General features: G+C 38.6%; 15 protein-coding genes. All 15 read left to right on the top strand.

Features of this window, described 5'->3' with window-relative positions; all coding sequences use genetic code 11:
- The first annotated feature begins 27 nt into the window (after positions 1-27).
- Entirely contained in the window at positions 28-618 is a 591-nt protein-coding gene (locus MTX13_RS12565) for a DUF6134 family protein (protein WP_250436042.1), read from the top strand.
- A gap of 91 nt (positions 619-709) precedes the next feature.
- The gene (locus tag MTX13_RS12560; RefSeq protein ID WP_250436040.1) at positions 710-2710 is read left to right on the top strand and encodes a M13 family metallopeptidase; all 2001 of its coding nucleotides are present in this window, start codon (positions 710-712) and stop codon (positions 2708-2710) included.
- Between the two features lie 123 nt (positions 2711-2833).
- Positions 2834-3892 (top strand): NAD(P)-dependent alcohol dehydrogenase, encoded by a 1059-nt coding sequence (locus MTX13_RS12555; RefSeq protein WP_250436038.1) that lies wholly within the window; start codon positions 2834-2836, stop codon positions 3890-3892.
- A gap of 264 nt (positions 3893-4156) precedes the next feature.
- Positions 4157-5263 (top strand): bestrophin family protein, encoded by a 1107-nt coding sequence (locus tag MTX13_RS12550; RefSeq protein ID WP_250436028.1) that lies wholly within the window; start codon positions 4157-4159, stop codon positions 5261-5263.
- Between the two features lie 70 nt (positions 5264-5333).
- Positions 5334-6014, top strand: coding sequence for a hypothetical protein (locus MTX13_RS12545; protein ID WP_250436020.1), 681 nt, complete (start codon positions 5334-5336; stop codon positions 6012-6014).
- A 363-nt stretch (positions 6015-6377) separates the two neighbouring features.
- A complete protein-coding gene (locus MTX13_RS12540) occupies positions 6378-6806 on the top strand; it encodes an organic hydroperoxide resistance protein (protein ID WP_250436018.1) in 429 nt (142 codons plus the stop codon).
- A 249-nt stretch (positions 6807-7055) separates the two neighbouring features.
- On the top strand, positions 7056-7412 hold the full coding sequence (locus tag MTX13_RS12535) for a helix-turn-helix domain-containing protein (RefSeq protein WP_250436016.1): 357 nt from the start codon (positions 7056-7058) through the stop codon (positions 7410-7412).
- Positions 7413-7577: 165 nt separating this feature from the next.
- Positions 7578-8219: a hypothetical protein gene (locus MTX13_RS12530; RefSeq protein ID WP_250436014.1), complete on the top strand. Its 642-nt coding sequence runs from the start codon at positions 7578-7580 to the stop codon at positions 8217-8219.
- Between the two features lie 47 nt (positions 8220-8266).
- Entirely contained in the window at positions 8267-9682 is a 1416-nt protein-coding gene (locus tag MTX13_RS12525) for a hypothetical protein (protein ID WP_250436012.1), read from the top strand.
- Positions 9683-9744: 62 nt separating this feature from the next.
- Positions 9745-11643 (top strand): hypothetical protein, encoded by a 1899-nt coding sequence (locus tag MTX13_RS12520; protein ID WP_250436010.1) that lies wholly within the window; start codon positions 9745-9747, stop codon positions 11641-11643.
- 468 nt (positions 11644-12111) lie between these two features.
- The gene (locus MTX13_RS12515) at positions 12112-13059 is read left to right on the top strand and encodes an endonuclease/exonuclease/phosphatase family protein (protein ID WP_250436007.1); all 948 of its coding nucleotides are present in this window, start codon (positions 12112-12114) and stop codon (positions 13057-13059) included.
- 267 nt (positions 13060-13326) lie between these two features.
- Entirely contained in the window at positions 13327-14415 is a 1089-nt protein-coding gene (locus tag MTX13_RS12510; protein WP_250436005.1) for a sensor histidine kinase, read from the top strand.
- The gene (locus tag MTX13_RS12505) at positions 14402-15124 is read left to right on the top strand and encodes a LytR/AlgR family response regulator transcription factor (protein ID WP_250436003.1); all 723 of its coding nucleotides are present in this window, start codon (positions 14402-14404) and stop codon (positions 15122-15124) included. Before MTX13_RS12510 ends, MTX13_RS12505 begins: the two co-directional genes overlap by 14 nt.
- A 118-nt stretch (positions 15125-15242) precedes the next feature.
- Positions 15243-15854 (top strand): hypothetical protein, encoded by a 612-nt coding sequence (locus MTX13_RS12500; RefSeq protein ID WP_250436000.1) that lies wholly within the window; start codon positions 15243-15245, stop codon positions 15852-15854.
- A 15-nt stretch (positions 15855-15869) separates the two neighbouring features.
- Entirely contained in the window at positions 15870-17684 is a 1815-nt protein-coding gene (locus MTX13_RS12495; protein WP_250435998.1) for a CocE/NonD family hydrolase, read from the top strand.
- Positions 17685-17752 lie beyond the last annotated feature (68 nt).

Raw genomic sequence — 17752 nt, 5'->3', positions numbered from 1 at the left:
CCTAAAATTGTTTGTACATTAGTGTTTATGAAAAGAGTATTTCTAATTATTGTCCTTCTATGTGTTCAAATAGTAATTGGACAAACCGAAACTAAACATTTCAACATTATTCATGATGGTAAGTCCCTAGGTACTTTAGATGCTTCAAAAACTACCAATGGTGATATTACAATCTATGAAAGTGACACGAAAATAAAATATCATTTAGTCGTTGCTATAGACATTGTTTATGGCTATTATGTGTCCTTTAATGATGGTAATTTACGTGAAGCTAAAGCTAATATAACCGTAAAAGGAAACCCAAAAACCAATACTAAAACTATTGTAACCAATACAGGTTATAACTTTTATTCAGATAATGAGCTACAACGACACATTCCAGAAACAAGTATTAACCATAGTATCGTACAATTGCTTTTTGAAGAACCTGTTGGTTTAAGCAGAATCTATTCAGAAGAACATGGTACATTTCATACCATAAAAAAAATTAAGGACAATACGTATGTAAAAACAACTAGCAATGGTCACAAAAGTACCTATCATTACAAAAATGGTCAGTTGCAACGTACCGATACCGATGCTGGTATTATTAAGTTTTCTATTGTATTGGTCAAATAATACTTTTATATAGGCATTGCTTAATTAGTAGTATAGCCATTAATTTCAAATAACAAAGCTCATGAAAAACAGCATTTATATTTTTCTTTTCATGCTTACACTATGTGCATGCAAAACCGATAAATCCAACGATACCGAAATTGCCGACAATAAACCCAGTCCAGTTGTTTTTGATGGTATTGATCCTTCAATAAAACCAGGGGATGACTTTTTCAACCATGTAAATAAAACCTGGTACGATAAGGCCGTTATTGCAGAAGATCAGGTAGGGGTTGGTTCTTATAGGTTTTTAAATATTCCACAACAAAAACTATTGTTAAATATTTTGGAAGAGGTATCACAAGGGAAACATGAAATGGGCAGTGTAGAACAAATGGTGGGTGATTTTTATGCTTCTGGTATGGATACCGTTAGCATTAACAAGCGTGGTATAAAACCTATTCAGCCTATTTTAAATCGAATCGACGCCATTACAGATATTGCTGCATTAATGGATTTTGTGGCCACGCAAATACCTAATGGCGATTATTCCATATTGTATCCTTACATAGCTGCAGATCAAGAAAACAGTTCCAATACCATACTTCATTTTGTGCAAACAGGCTTGGGGCTTCCAGACCGTGATTATTATTTTAAAAATGACGCTTCGGTTAAAGCCATTCAAGAAGCCTATAAAACCTATTTAGCAACATTGTTCCAATTGGTTGGAGATACACAACCCCAAGAACAAGCCCATATTGTCTATAACATAGAAAAACAATTGGCAGAATCGCATAAAACACGTATTGAACGCCGAGATATAAAAGCTAATTATAACAAATTGGCTGTATCAGATTTAGATAACAAGCATAATAACATAAACTGGCAGACCATTTTAAACACATTAGGAGCTGACGTTGATTCTATAGATGTTGGTCAACCAGCCTATTATGATACCCTGGATTCTATGCTTAAAACAGTTTCATTGGAAGATTGGAAATTGTATCTAAAAGCCAATTCCATAGCAACGCATGATAATATTTTAAGTCAACCCTTTCAGGATGCTGCTTTTGCATATTCAAAGGTTATATCAGGGCAATCTGTGCAACAATCACGTGCCAAACAAATGGTACGACGTGTAGATGGGCAAATAGGTTTTGCTTTGGGACAATTATATGTAAAGCGCTATTTTAACGAAAAAGCCAAGGAGCGCGCATTAGATTTGGTTAACAACTTTCAAATAGCATTAGAACAGCGTATTAAAAATTTAGATTGGATGAGCGATAGCACCAAAGTAAAGGCTATCGACAAACTGTATGCCATCAATAAGAAAATAGGTTATCCAGATGTATGGCGACAATACGATGTTAGTATCGATAGAAATCAATTTTTTGAAAATGTTGTGGCATTGCGCAAAGATGCCTTTTATTATGAACTCAACCAGTTAAACAAACCACCAAATCGCGATAGATGGGGCACAACGCCTTCTACCGTTACGGCATACTATAACCCGTCATTAAACGAAATAGTATTTCCAGCAGGTATTCTGCAACCACCATATTTCGATTTATATGCCGATGATGCGGTTAATTATGGTGGTATAGGAATGGTAATCGGTCATGAGTTTACTCATGCTTTTGACGACCAAGGCGCGCAGTATGATAAAGAGGGTAACGTAAAAAATTGGTGGACCGAAACTGATTACAAAAAGTTTAAATCTAAAACCCAACAAATAGTCGAACAGTATAATGCTTTTACAGTACTCGATAGTGTACACTTAAAAGGCGCCTTAACCGTTGGAGAAAACACTGCTGATAATGCAGGAATTGCCATCGCTTACGATGCTTTTAAAATGACAGAACAAGGCCAGGACACTACTAAAATAGGAGGCTATACTCCAGACCAACGCTTCTTTTTATCCATAGCACGTATTTGGCGTGTTAAAACCAGAGACGAATATTTACGCAATTATGTGGCAACAGATCCACATTCGCCACCAATTTGGCGCGTTAATGGTCCGTTAATGAACTTTACACCGTTTTACGAAGCATTTAATGTGCAACCTGGAGACAAAAACTATAAAGCAGAAACAGACAGAATTAAGGTTTGGTAAAAACACAGACGAAATATCTAGAGGAGGTTAATAGTATTTAAATATTCACTACCTTTAGGTTCCTCATGCTAAAAACGGCCTACATCTGTGTTATTAATTACAAACCATTAAAGCACTATCATCATGTCAGTTAAACACGTAAAAGCCTATGGAACAGAGTCTCCAGAAGCTGATTTAAAACAATTACAAATAGACCGTCGTACCGTTCTGCCAAAGGACGTAGAAATAGATATCCTATACTGTGGCGTTTGCCATTCTGATTTGCACTTTGCCCGAAACGATTGGGGCATGACCGAATATCCTGTTGTTCCAGGACACGAAATTGTTGGGCGCGTTACCCATGTAGGAGGTGAGGTTTCCAAATACAAAGTAGGCGACTTGGTCGCTGTGGGTTGTTTGGTAGATTCGTGTAGAACTTGTAGTAATTGTGAGGCCGATTTAGAACAATACTGTACAGGTGGATGGGTTGGTACTTATGGCGGTTACGACAAACATTTAGACACCAACACCCACGGTGGGTATTCTGAAACCATTGTGGTAGACCAAGACTTTGTATTGCGTGTTCCTGATAATCTAGATAAAGCAGGTATTGCTCCGGTACTATGTGCCGGTATTACCACATGGTCGCCATTACGCCATTGGAATGTAGATAAAGATAGCAAGGTAGCTGTTGTAGGACTAGGTGGTTTAGGCCATATGGCTATTAAATTAGCATCAGCTTTGGGTGCGCATGTCACCTTATTTTCACGTTCAACCAACAAAATAGATGATGCCAAACAACTCGGTGCAAATGAGGTGGTTATATCAACAGATCCTGCGGCAATGGAAGCTGCTGCTGGTCGCTTCGATGTTATTTTGGATACCGTACCCTATGCACATGATTTCAATCCTTACATCAATACCTTAAGTACAAACGGAACTTTAGTGGTATTGGGGTATTTAGGACCTTTAGATCCAGCATTAATTACCGTACCTATGATTATGGGGCGTAAAACCGTAGCGGGTTCTCTAATTGGTGGTATTGCAGAAACCCAAGAGCTATTGGACTTCTGCGGTAAGCATAACATCACATCCGATATAGAGGTAATCAATATGCAAGACATCAATACAGCTTATGAACGGATGCTGAAAAGCGATGTTAAGTACCGTTTTGTAATTGATATGAAGTCTTTAAAGAGCTAGTTTACAACAACCATTCAGCCAATTATGTATAAGAGTATAACCGGTCTCATGCGCTTAGTGGGGCGAATTAAAGAGTAGGGTTCCACCCTAAAACTTGTCCAGAATATAATTGCGGTTACCTGTTAAAGGGTCATCGTTCAGTATAAACTTGTGACCCATATAATACGACATTGCTTGGTTATAAACGGAAAGTATTCATCCAATTAATCGGGCTGTGTAAAGGCCATAACGAAATAAAAGCAACCTAACCAAAAACATGCCATTATGCTAACACGTAGAAATTTTTCCGTTAGGGAAATGCTGGGATGGACCAGACGCTATATCCTTATTTTTGTAATTCTTTCGGTAATTCCGGTAATATTGTATTCGGTATTTAGATGGTACTGGCTACATTTGCCCTGGCTACCCATTGGTTTGGTAGGTACCGCTCTTGCTTTCATCATTTCTTTTAAGAACAATGCCTCCTATGGTAGGCTATGGGAAGCCCGAAAAATTTGGGGCGGTATTGTTAATGCCTCACGCTCGTTTGCTATTATGGTCAACGATTTTATTACCAACGAGCATGCGACCAAAACCTATTCCGATCAAGAACTGTTTCGTATTAAAAAACAACTTATCATGCGCCATGTGGCTTGGATGACCTCCCTACGCCATGCTTTACGCGCACCCAAGACCTGGGAGCTTTCACACGTTAACAAATCTGATAAGGAGTATATGCGTAATATTAAAATTAACGAACGTAGGTACAGTCTGGAAGAAGAACTGGAAGGCTATGTTACCGAAGAAGACAAACAGTACATTTTAAGCAAAACCAACAAGCAAACGGCCTGTATTAATTTACAGTCCAAGCAACTGCGTGACCTCAAGGAGAGTAAGCATATTTGGGAATTTTCCTTTTTGGAAATGGAACAGATGATGGTAGAACTCTTCACCTTACAAGGTCAGGCAGAACGTATAAAAAACTTTCCGTACCCCAGACAGTTTGCCACCCTAAACCGTTTTTTCATTTGGATATTTGTAGCCCTGTTGCCCTTTGGTATGATGCATGAGTTTGATAAAATAGGGCAGGAAGTGGTTGCCTTGGCACAAAGCTGGAAACCCTATCCGGTAGGTGGTTACCACCATCTTATAGAACTAATAGGCCAGAACTTTGTATGGTTTACGGTACCCTTCAGCATTATTATTTCGTGGATATTTCATACTATGGAACGTATAGGGGAAGTATCGGAAAACCCGTTTGAGGGTATTGCTAACGATGTACCGATTACCACAATGGCTCGTGGTATTGAAATAGACATACGCCAAATGATTGGTGATAACGACGCCGAGATTCCGAAGCCCATAGCCGAACAAAAAGGAATTCAGATGTAAAAAACACTTAGTCTTTTCAGGATTTTTAAATATTGAGTTGTTATATAGGTATAAACCAAAAATCAATGACATGAAAAAGTTACTCTTGATGCTTGGGGCAGTAGCATTGTTCAACTGCTCAACCGATGATAACAACAGCCAAATAGAACCTACTATAGACCTCGCACAATACAACCCCAATCTCACCATTGTTGAGAATCTGGATAATGGGGTAGCGGTATTGGATATTACAGCAGAGCTAGGCATAGAAGCGCTATATGGCATTGAATATGGAGGCGGCTATATTTTCCATGTTAACGAAACCGACGGTAAACTATTTGTTGCTACCGATTATTCCACAATTGGGCAAACTTCTTGGGGCGATCATTTCGATTTAACCAATAGTGCAGAAATTGGAGCCGGTCGCGAAAACACCCAACAAATAGTGGATGGCAACCTAAACGATAATAGCGATGTACCAAACGGACTCGAGTTTGGTAATGACGATTATGCTTTTAAAATAGTATGGGATTTGGAATATGCTGGATATGACGATTGGTTTGTACCAAGCAAAGGCGCTATGGAAGCCATTTTTAATAATCTACATGCCCAGGGTATGGGTAATTTTGATGAAACCCAATTTTATTGGACATCAACTAAAGAGGGCTACCAGCCTTATGTTATGAGTTTTAACCCAAGTATGTTTGGTGGTTCAGCATTTTTAGGCACCTGCTTTGCCAGTAATGCGGTGGTTATTGTTAGAAGTTTTTAAATATTAGATTGAAGAAGAAATAGTTAATTGATTAGTAAGCCTAAAATGGTGCTTGAGCAGTTTGTTTAAGCACCATTTTTTATTTGTTAAATGTTTGTCATGCTGAAAATAACAGTCACTTCGAGTATTCCGACCGTAATGTCGGAATGTATCGAGAACCAAAACTCAATCCCTGCGAAGCAGGAAGAAAACGACCTACTAAATCTAGTCGTTAGGAATGTTCTAGTAAGAAACCTTTAAGTTCTTTTTGGGTCGAGAGAGCGTGACAACAACTTCCCAATTTAAGACAACTTTATGACAAATCCTTTTACTAACAAAACAGAGCTTATTATCTTTAGCTTATAACCTTAAAATTAAAATCACATGAAAACATTATATGAAGCAACCACAACAGCGGTTGGAGGGCGAAAAGGCCACGTAAAATCAAAAAACAGTCCTATTGATTTTAACTTGTCTGTACCAAAATCTATGGGAGGCGATGGCGGTAACGGAGCCAATCCTGAACAATTGTTTGGTGCAGCCTATGCCGCCTGTTTTGGTGGTGCCCTGCAAGCAATAGCCCAACAGCAAGACCTGGATATTGATGATGAAGCCTTAAGTGTCACAGCCATTATTGGGTTCTGTAAAGATGAAGACGGCTTTTTCTTGGAAGCCACGTTAGACTGCTATATCCCTGGTGTGGATCTGGAAACCGGTGAGGATCTGGTGGCCAAAGCCCATGAAACCTGCCCATTTAGTAAGGCTACCCGCGATAATATTACCGCAACCTTAAACTTGTTGTTGGACGAGTAACTCACAAACTTTGTCATGCTGTCCCGGCCCTTAGCGTCGGGAGTTTCAGCATCTAAAAATACGTACATGTACGTATTTTTTTTTTAAGCAAATTCTAATAATTTTAGAATGTTGTTTTTGAGGGAGAACAACTTTATAAATTTATCTGTTGTTTATTTAATAAGTTACATACAAATAAGAAGTAGGTAACTAAAGATTTTGTGATAAAAATATGTCACATAAATCTTCTGTTTGAAATAAGTGGCAACGATGAATTTAGGATACCTGATAAAGAAAATTAGAGAGTCAAAACGTTTTTCACAACAAGAAGTTGCAGACTCTTTAGGTATCTCTCAAAAAAAGTATTCTAATTTTGAAAGCTGTAAAACAAAACTATCCATTGATCAGTTATTAGCTTTAAGTAAACTTTTAAGCTTTAATCTATACGATATTATTAAAGATTTGGATACGGTAACACCTAACGGGTTGTCTTCCGTAAATAACAGCGAGCGATCTACAAAAATCACAAGTAAAGACGCCCTAATTGAGAAGTATGAAATAATCATTAAAGACAAAGAAGAAATTATTTCACTTCTAAAAGAAAAAATAAAAAACTTCACTTCTTAAGTCAGTAACATTTTACTGAAATTTAGTATCAAACCGATTTGGGTTTAGTAATAATTGCGGCGAACCTTCCTTTTCTATTGATGAATTTTATACAAACAATTTAAATAGGTAACACCTTAATAAGTTGTATCCAAAAATCAATATAAATTTTAAAATTAATACATCATGAATTTAGGTAATGACGGATTAGCAACTATGAAACCAGCAGAGAAATACTTTGTTTTTAATGAAACGGGAAATATAATGATAATGTGGTCTGGGCAAGAGTCAGACAACTTTCCAGCTTCCGTAAACGAACTTTTTAAGAAAGTGGCAACATTTTATACCAAATTAATTACAGATATTTCAAATGAAACCAATCCCCATACCAATAAACCATATTCTATTTATAACTACGAGGCCATAGATAATTATATCAATGCTTCTAAAAAGTTTATAAAAGTAACCCACGAAGACATTAAATATGTTTCAACCGCATTTGGAAACAACTATAGCTGCGATTTAATTAATCGTGCATTGGGTATATCAGCTAATGCATCGGCATTACCTTTTGCAGAGGCTATGGCTACTAATATACGCAATGAAGGTCTTAAGTTAATGGGAGAGGCCGCCAACTATCAAAAAGCCGTCGGAAACATCTTTTTTGTTTGTGAATATTTATTGGGTGCACCAATCATAAGTGCCATTGTAGTGTATTGCGATCCTATGGCTAACAAACAAACATTCCAGATTGGGCCCTGTTTAAAAGAATCCTCAACATCAACAACACTTTCATTTTCCAAAGATGTTTACACCTTTACGCCTTAAAAAAACGCATTTAAATAGTATCTATTAATCAATAAAACCAAAAATTTATGTCAGATTCTAAAACTGTAAAGTTACAAATCCCACCCCCAAACCCCTACAACATCCAAGCTGTTAAAAGCTATATATTTAATGAAACAGGTAACATTATGTTGGCTTCTACAGAATTAAATGGAGGACAAGTGCCCGATCAAGTTCGTGATGTATTTTCAGAAGTTGCTGTGTTTTTTGCAGCCATGACCAAAGCAATTAGTACAACGATTAACCCCAAGACAAAAAAGCCTTATTCCCTATATAATTACAATGCTTTACAAAATGTTATAGATGGATCGGGATTGTTTATACACGTAACCGAGGAAGATATAGAGCATACCACCACTTCATTTGGTGCTACATTCAGCAAAGAGCTTATTGAAGGGCTTTTAGGACTAGCAACTGGTGCGGGCGAATTGTCCTTTGCAGAAGCTATGATTGCATCTATGGGTAGTGAAGGACTAAAAATAGGAGGTAGCGTTAGCTCTGATGAAAGCAAAATAGCTAACATAATATTTATATGTGAATACCTATTGGGAATGCCTATAATAAGTGCCATGGTAGTGTATTGCGATACAAAGGTTAACAAACAAACATTTAGTATCGGACCTTGTTTCAAAGAATCTTCTACATCAACATCTTTAACCATGCATAAGGATACTTACATGTTTGTTACGCCAAAGTTTATAAAGAATTATGCAGGCGACCTAGAGTCTGTTACAAAAGACCAAGAGTTTCTGGAGTTTGTAGACTATTTGCAAGCCTTAGTGTTGGGGTCACCAATTATTACAGCTGTTCAAGAACTAGGTGATGCCAGTGAAGCATCGGCGCCTTCACAATTATCACTTAACAAAACCTATGCTATTCTTGGTGCTTATCTAAATAATAAGGGCAAGAAGGATAGTGTTAAAGTGGCTTGGTTAGGTCCAGATGACAATACTCCTGGTGCACCTGTAGCCAATGCACAAATACAAAGCAACATTGTATCGTTTGCACCAACGCCAATAAGCGAGCCTACAGCTATAGGCATATACTTTAATAAAGGTACTTCGGCAAGTCCTAAATGGGAATTAGCTGTAGCAACACCATTGGTATATACAACCTTAAATCCAACGGCCTCGTTTAGTCCATTTACCGTATCAATTGATAAAAATGCTTCAGGTGGCTCTGCCACACAACCAACAACAGCAACTATTGAAAATGGTACAGGATATACAATAACAGGTATAAAAGGGACTCCAACAGTTACAGGTTCTGCTAAAAGCACTCTATCTTTTACAAGTGGATCTAGTAAAGATATTGTTAATGTAAAATATACCAAACCAGCTTCTCCAAAAGCAGGAAAAGCAACTGTAACCGTTACGTTTACATCAAAACAAGGTAGCAATGCCGGACCTGATATTACAGGCACATTTGATGTTGATATTACTTAATAACACATGCATGAAAAAGGGAGGATATTTACTCCCTTTTTATTGTCTAAATACTTTAAATCATGACAACACAAACCCTTTCAAAACCAGAAAAAAAGAACACTTCTAATATTTATATAGAAAACCTTACACCCCTTAACAATCTATTGCTTACAGAACAAAACAAGTTGCTAGAACGGTATCCAAATTTAGTCCTACAGCAAGACCCTATCCCGGTGGCATTTCAAATTAAAACGGACCAAGACATACAATTTCATTTATCACTTTCAGAATGGTCACCAAACCAAAAAAATTATACAATACAAGGTTTAAGCAGTAATGGTGTTGTGTTATTTGAAGGTGCTTTAACCACATCCAAAACAGTACCCATCAAGCGTAATGCCTCACCTCATGTATTTGCATATTTAGAGGACGATTTAATTCAGTGGCAGCTATACAATCAAACCGACAATACAACAATAGCCATAGGCGATACAGCCATAGAACTGTATTGGGTGGCTCTAAATAATGATATGCCAAATCTTTATCGCAAAGGTATTCCTGTAGAAGGATTACGGGTAATGGCCAAAGCCAATTTAGAGGCACGCTTTCCAAAAATTGATGGCTCTGGAAATATTGTGGTTGGTGTAGTATCGGCAGCAACCATCATTAATAGTGCCTTTAATTATGTGGCACCACGTTATGATATATGGCATGGGGCACCGCATTTTGTTACTATAAATTCTTGGAACAATATCACCTTACACTGGCAAGCGTTTATACATGCTCATAATAACTTACCCAACTCCATATTAAACTGTTATGACGAAGCCGCAATAGCCCAATACTGGCTTTATGGCTATAACTATAATGCCATTGCTTATTGTTATATGAATCCCTTTGGATATCTCGCTCAAACCAATTTAATAGGTAGAGGGCAGTGTAATAACCCGTTTTATGGATCGAGTAACACACAGCCCGTTGTTAATCAACAGGATGCTAACCGTACGGCCTTTGGTAATCACGCTTTTATTCGTTTTAATCTAACCTATGGTATCGCAGATTCCTGTGCAGGACCACACACGGGCAACGAATTTATACAGCAATATATCGCTAGTGCTACAGATGCTGTATATCCCAATCCGCCAAGAGTACCACGTGGAAGTGCCGCCAATGTAAGCTATTACACAGGCATTACTAATGTAAATGCCATTAAAAGTGTTAAAAGCCTAAGTATGTTTCCGCACATTAAAACACTTAAAAAACGTATTGCTTACAATGCAAAAAAACTGTCAGACTCCTTTAATAATAAAGTTTCAGGAACATGGCAAGACCCGCTAAAGTTTTCAGCATTTGGTGCATCGTGGACATCCAGTTATCAAGAGCTTGTACCTGGTGAAGACGAGGTTTTAAAAATACAGATGCTTCAAAACGGAAAAGCATCTGTAATGATAAAGCTTTATGTAAGTAATAATAACAATGCCATTAGTGTAAATCGCTTTTTAAGTATGGCATCTCTTTCAGAACGGGAACAACTTCCTTTTGAAGCACTAGATGGTACATCGGCACAGCATGCTCTAATGGCCAATAGTCCGGGTAATGGCCACTATATAGGGCTCTTCCATAATGTGGTTTTAAGCATACATACCACAGATAACGCCATAGATATTGGTGCATTGGCAGATTGGTATTTTACTTGGGCTAAATCTCAACTAAAACCCGTTCAATCCCATAAAGAAGATTTTGAAGGCCTTAAAGGTCATATCACAAATACAGGGCAGTTAAAAGTGGCCTTACCGAAACAAAAACATCTGCTTGTAGAATATATAGACAGTGCAGACAAAGCACAAATTGAAGCCATAGATACTACATATTTAACACTCAATATGCGATCTAAACGCCCACAAAAATTGCAATTTGCTATTATTGATACCAATACGTTATTGGTTACTACTCATATTATGGGATTAAAAAATTTGTAGTAATCACTAACCCTGGCCAATAAATTAATTAATAGCACGCTGCGTAAAACCTGTTTTGTTAGTATTAGCAAAGCAGGTTTATTTATTAATTTTAAATACATATTAACAGATAAAGGCATTATAAACTTAAGAGCAGGAGTTCTTAAAAAAATCCCTACCTTTATACAAACACTACAATCCAGTAGTGTAGTTCCCTACATAGCAATGTTAATAGCGTAAAGCTATACCCATATTGTGGGTTATGGCCAAAATAGTTTCGTAACCTAAAAACTAAATACTATGTGGTACAACGATTTACGCCCAGACAACGAGCTCAAAACAGATCGCTATGCGCTCATCATGTTAGATGAAGAAAACAATTACAAGCGCATGCTCACCCAAGCCGACAAAAAACGAACCCTTTCCAACCTCCTAAAACTACGCGCAGGACTCAAGGAAAAGATTCCACCCAAAACCGTCGATACCAATTTGCTCCTTTGTTCGTGGAACATTAAAAACTTTGGCACATTAAAGGACAGGACGGCAGAGTCCCTCTATTACATTGCAGAGATTATTAATGCGTTCGATATTGTGGCTGTACAAGAAGTGAATACCAACTTAAGCGACTTTAAAAAAGTACTACGCCTGTTAGGTAGCCATTGGAAACACACCCTAACCGATACCACCGAAGGTAACGCGGGTAACGACGAGCGCTTTGGCTTTATTTACGATTCCCGTCGCGTTACCCATTCAGGGCTGTCGGGCGAAATTGTCATCTCTCCAGAGCTTATTCAAAACAACCCTATAGTCAGTCAGTTAAAGCGTACGCCCATCTTTACAGGTTTTGAGAGTGGTTGGCGTAAGTTCTCCATTGTTAGTGTGCATCTCCATCCGGGAGATGGCACCAACGATAAGGCTATCCGTAAGGAAGAAGTACGCCTGCTTATCGAGGTGCTTAAGAAAAAGCTTAAAGTGCCCGAAACCGAATACCGTAACATGATTATCTTGGGCGATACCAACCTCTATGAAGACGATACCGATATTGTAAAAATTATTACCGATACCCAATTTGAAGAAAGTAACGGACTCATAGGCAAGTTCACCAATACCAGTTTGAACCAGATTTACGACCGTATCTTTCTCAATGTAGACGACTACTTTAAAATAGCTACCGACGAGAACGGCACCGAAAAGGGTGGGGTATTCAACCTGTTTGAATATGTATACCAAAACACACCCACTGAAATTGCCCAGTATCACCACCTTATGTTGGAACATAAGGACGATCCTAGCACGCTCACATCAGATGCCAAATTCCAGTCGTATTTTAATGCCTATTGGAAACGTAACCAAATAAGTGACCATTTGCCTGTTTGGCTGGAAATACAAACCGAAAGTAGTGATGAGTTTTTAAGTATTAAACTGAATAAGATGTAATAGTTATTGTCATGCTGAACTTATTTAACTACGTTGAATCTTCGATTTCAGCATCTATTCTTTTGTCATTCAGAGCAAAGCGAAGAATCTATATTTGTCACATTGAGCAAGCCTTTGTTGAACCAGACCCTGAACCAAGTTCAGGGTGACAATTATGATTATGTGGGGTATGTCGTTATATTCTTCTGCTAACGCTTATACCTGAAAACTGACGTCCCTGTACTTTTATTTTTAGTATTAAAAAGTATTTTGTTGCTTTGTTACATCATGGCTACTAGCAACACCCTAAATAACAATAAGACTAAACTATCGTTGTATTGGACCTGCCAGCTCCTGGGATGGAGCCTAGTGTCTATCTATTGGGCCTATACGGTGTATACACGTGATAACTATGGGGCGTTTTACACGCTTATAAACTACGTGCTGGATATTGCCATTGGTATCTTTTTAACGCATGGATACAGACGGTTTGCCTTACATAGACAGTGGAACCAACTGCCGCTGAAGCGTTTGCTGTATCGTGTGGTGCCCAGCATTCTTGTTCTGGCCATGTTGTATGTGTTGCTAAACAATATAAAATGGTACGTGTATTGGACTGCCATTGCCGGCGAAGACAAAGATTTGGGGCAAGCCCTGGTGTATTGGGATCCTATATTGCTTACAGGTTTACGTTTGATGTCTATCTGGATTCTGGCCTACCACCTGTACCATTATTACCAAAAGGAGGTGGCAACGGCCCAAGAAAATGCCCAACTATCTATATTGACCAAACAGATACAGCTGGATAATCTTTCGGCGCAATTGAATCCGCATTTCTTGTTTAATTCATTAAACTCCATTAAGTCCTTAATAGAGGAGAACCCCAGTAAAGCCAGACGGGCTATAGATTTGTTGTCAGATTTATTACGCTCGTCGCTCTATGAAACCAATGCCGAATTAATACCGGTTAAGGACGAGTTGGCCTTGGTGAGCGATTATATAGAATTGGAGAAACTGCGTTTTGAAGAACGCTTATCTTTAGACATTACATTAGACCCTAGTTTGGAGCTTGTTAAAATACCGACCTTAAGTATTCAATTACTGGTAGAGAATGCCATTAAACACGGTATTGATAAGTCGGTTAGAGGTGGGATTGTGCGCTTGGTGATTAGTCAGCGTGATGACAAACTACTCATTAGTGTACAAAACCCTGGAAAGCTGACAGCAACAAACACGAAAGGGGTAGGGCTTAAGAATTTAAAAGAACGCCTTGCCTTGCAATATAAAACTACAGCAGCCTGCACCTTAAAGGCTTTGGATGACCATACCATAGAGGCGCAGCTCATTTTACCATTAAAAACCCATGAAGACATTTAAAACCCTAATTATAGACGATGAGCGTTTGGCCAGAGAAGAGGTAAAGCGTGCTTTAAAGCCACACCAGGAATTTTATGTAGTAGGGGAAGCTTCGCATGTGGATGAGGCTATAAAACTGATAGAAACCGAAGCGCCCGATATTATTTTTCTGGACATTCACATGCCTGAAAAGTCTGGTTTTGATTTATTGGAGGAGCTGGGTACGGTGCCAGAGGTGGTGTTTACCACGGCCTATGACCAGTATGCTGTTAAAGCCTTTGAGTTGAACGCGTTGGATTATTTAGTTAAACCCTTGCGTGAAGAGCGTTTTGCCAAAACCATAGCGAAGGTAAAACAGGAACTGCTCAAGAAACGTCAGGCGACACCCGATGTGTTGCCCATGCACCGCAAGATATTTATTAAGGATGGTGAGGCGTGTTATTTTATTCCGCTGGCTGACATTCGGTATATAGAATCTATGGAGAATTATGTGCGCTTGTATTTTGGCGAGCAGAAGGCCATGATTAAGCGCTCGTTAAATCTTCTGGAGGAAAAACTGGATCCTACGGTGTTCTTTAGAGCGAATAGAAGTCAGATAATCAATACCCATTACATACAAGAGATTCATCCGCATTTTAATAACAGGTTGCAAATTAAACTGACATCGGGCGAAACGATATATGTTTCTAGTCGTCAGTCGGTTAAGTTTCGGAATTGGAATAGTCTGTAAGGATGAAACACCCCAATTATTGACGTTTAATGCCGTTATGTTACGCTCCTGTACTTTTTGTTTTTTGACACGATTAATGGCCTTTACTTTGTGTCATTAATCATTAAAAACTAGAATTATGAAACCTTTTATCGTTCAACATTACATGGCAAAGATTACAGTAACTTTTGCTTTATTATTTTTATCGTTTTGCAAGAGCAATCCCGAAACAACCATGGCTAAACAACCCGTATTGACTGATTATTCGCTAGGCGAGAAGTGGGTGTGGAAATACAAAGGCGTTACTGACGAAGGCGAAGTACGGTCGGATGGAACCGACACCAGATACATTATTGATGTAAATGGCGCATTGGGCATGACCGTAGGCACCGATACCGTAATGGTATCTGACATTGTAAAGCCCGAAACGAGCACCACACCACGCTACAAATGGCCTTTGGAAGTGGGTAAAACATGGACCTATGAAAAGGACTGGACCAGTCAAGATGGTACTACCGGAAAACAAAGTCAGGACGTAGTCGTGCTATCTTATAAAGAAGAAACCGTGGGAGCAGGGACGTTTATGGCTTACACCATAGAATACAAGGGAACTGTTTCCAATTCAAGAGGCTATAGTGCCCAAACGGATGAAGTATGGGTGTATGCTCCAGAAGTCAAGAACTTTATAAGAATGACCCAAGTGCAAGATGGTTTTTCTTATACTGAAGAGTTAATCGAGTATTCAAAATAAAACCAATCCATAACCATGACAGCATTTAAATTATTAAAAGTCGCATTTATTCTACTGTTAGTCGGGTTGGTTTCCTGTAACTCGATACCAGAAGATCAGCAAGAGCCCAGAACCGTGAGTAGAGATGGTAAGGCGTATTTGGTGCAGGATTCTGTGTTAATCACCACCAGGGATGGTGCAAAAGTTTCTGCCATAGTTGTTAGGAGCAAAGCGGAAACAAAACCACAGCCAGCTATACTATTTCATACCATATACACGCGAGCAGAGGACATAAACAGGGCTTATGAAGCAGCCGATAAAGGCTATGTAGGTGTGGTGTCGTACACCCGTGGGAAATATTTAAGTCCGAACGAGATAACGCCTTATGAGTATGAAGGTCAAGATGTGTACGATGTTATTGATTGGATTGCCAAGCAGTCGTGGAGCAATGCTGAAGTGGGGATGTATGGTGGTAGTTACGCTGGTTTTGTACAATGGGCTTCCATGAAGGAAGCTGTACATCCGGCCTTGAAAACGATTGTGCCATCGGTTGCTGCGGCTCCAGGTATTGCAGAACCTATGGAAAATGGGGTTTATTTTAACTTTCATTATCCGTGGTGGCATTATGTGACGAATAACAAAACCCTGGATACTGTGTCGTATTATAATGGTAAACGCTGGAATGATTTGTATGTTGATTGGTATCAAAAAGGCGTGGCGTATAAACAATTGGATAGTTTGGATGGCGTGCCCAATCCGGGATTTAATAAGACACTGGAGCATCCAACATTTGATAGTTATTGGAAACGCATGACACTCTATAACCAGGCGGATTTTTCTAAAATTGATATCTCTATTTTGAGTACTACAGGGTATTATGATGGTGGGCAGTTTGGGACGATGCACTATTTAAAATCACATTATCAATATAATCCTAATGCCGAGCATTATCTTTTGATTGGACCTTATTCACATTTCGGGGCGCAAGAACATCCTGAAAAGCATATTCTGGGTTATGATATTGATCCCGTAGCGCAGATAGATATAAAAGCTATCATCTTTGAATGGTTTGATTACATTTTTAAAGGTACCCAAAAACCCTCATTGTTACAAGATAAAATCAATTGCCAAGTGATGGGTGCCAATACCTGGAAACATGCACCATCACTGGATAACATGGCTACGGACTCGTTGCAGGTATATTTTAGTAAGCAACGTTCTGGAGTGGCGTTTAATTCAACCTTTGATACTGGAAATCTGGGCGTAAACGAACACTTTAGTTTATCCGAAAGTGCTGATGCCACCAATTATTTAGAACAAACCATTGATATGTCTGACCGCAGTCAATTCTCATGGAATTTAAGTGGCGATCGTAGCATTGTATCGGAAACCCTAACGGTTGGTCAAGGGTTTTCGTTTGCTACAGAACCCTTTGATGAAGATGTGGAAATAACTGGAGTCATACGAGGCGTTTTAAACGTGTCTATCAATAAAAAGGATTTTGATTGTCATGTGTTACTCTATGAGCAAACCACAGATGGTACATTCTTTAGTTTGACGTTGCCATTTACAACCAGAGCCAGTATGTCTCAAGATATGGAACACAGAAACTTGCTGACTCCAAATGAAAAGACTGCTATACCCATTAGAAATTTTAGAATGACCAGTAAGAAACTAAAAAAAGGAAGTCGTATAGTTGTTGTTATTAATGGTATTAAGCATCCGTTTTCTCAAATAAACTACGGAACCGGAAAAGCTGTGAGTGATGAAACTATTCAAGATGCTGGAGGACCTTTAGAGATAAAATGGTATGCAGATAGTTTTTTGACGATACCGATTTCGAGGCATTAATGTTTTGATTTTTGAAGAAATGCTGATGCATGAGAATTGCGTAAAAGCATTCATTGTGGATATTTTAT

Source organism: Hanstruepera flava (assembly GCF_023634025.1).
Classification (GTDB): Bacteria; Bacteroidota; Bacteroidia; order Flavobacteriales; family Flavobacteriaceae; genus Hanstruepera; species Hanstruepera flava.
The sequence above is the reverse complement of the archived record's forward strand: the minus strand, read 5'-3'. Positions and strand labels throughout refer to the sequence as shown.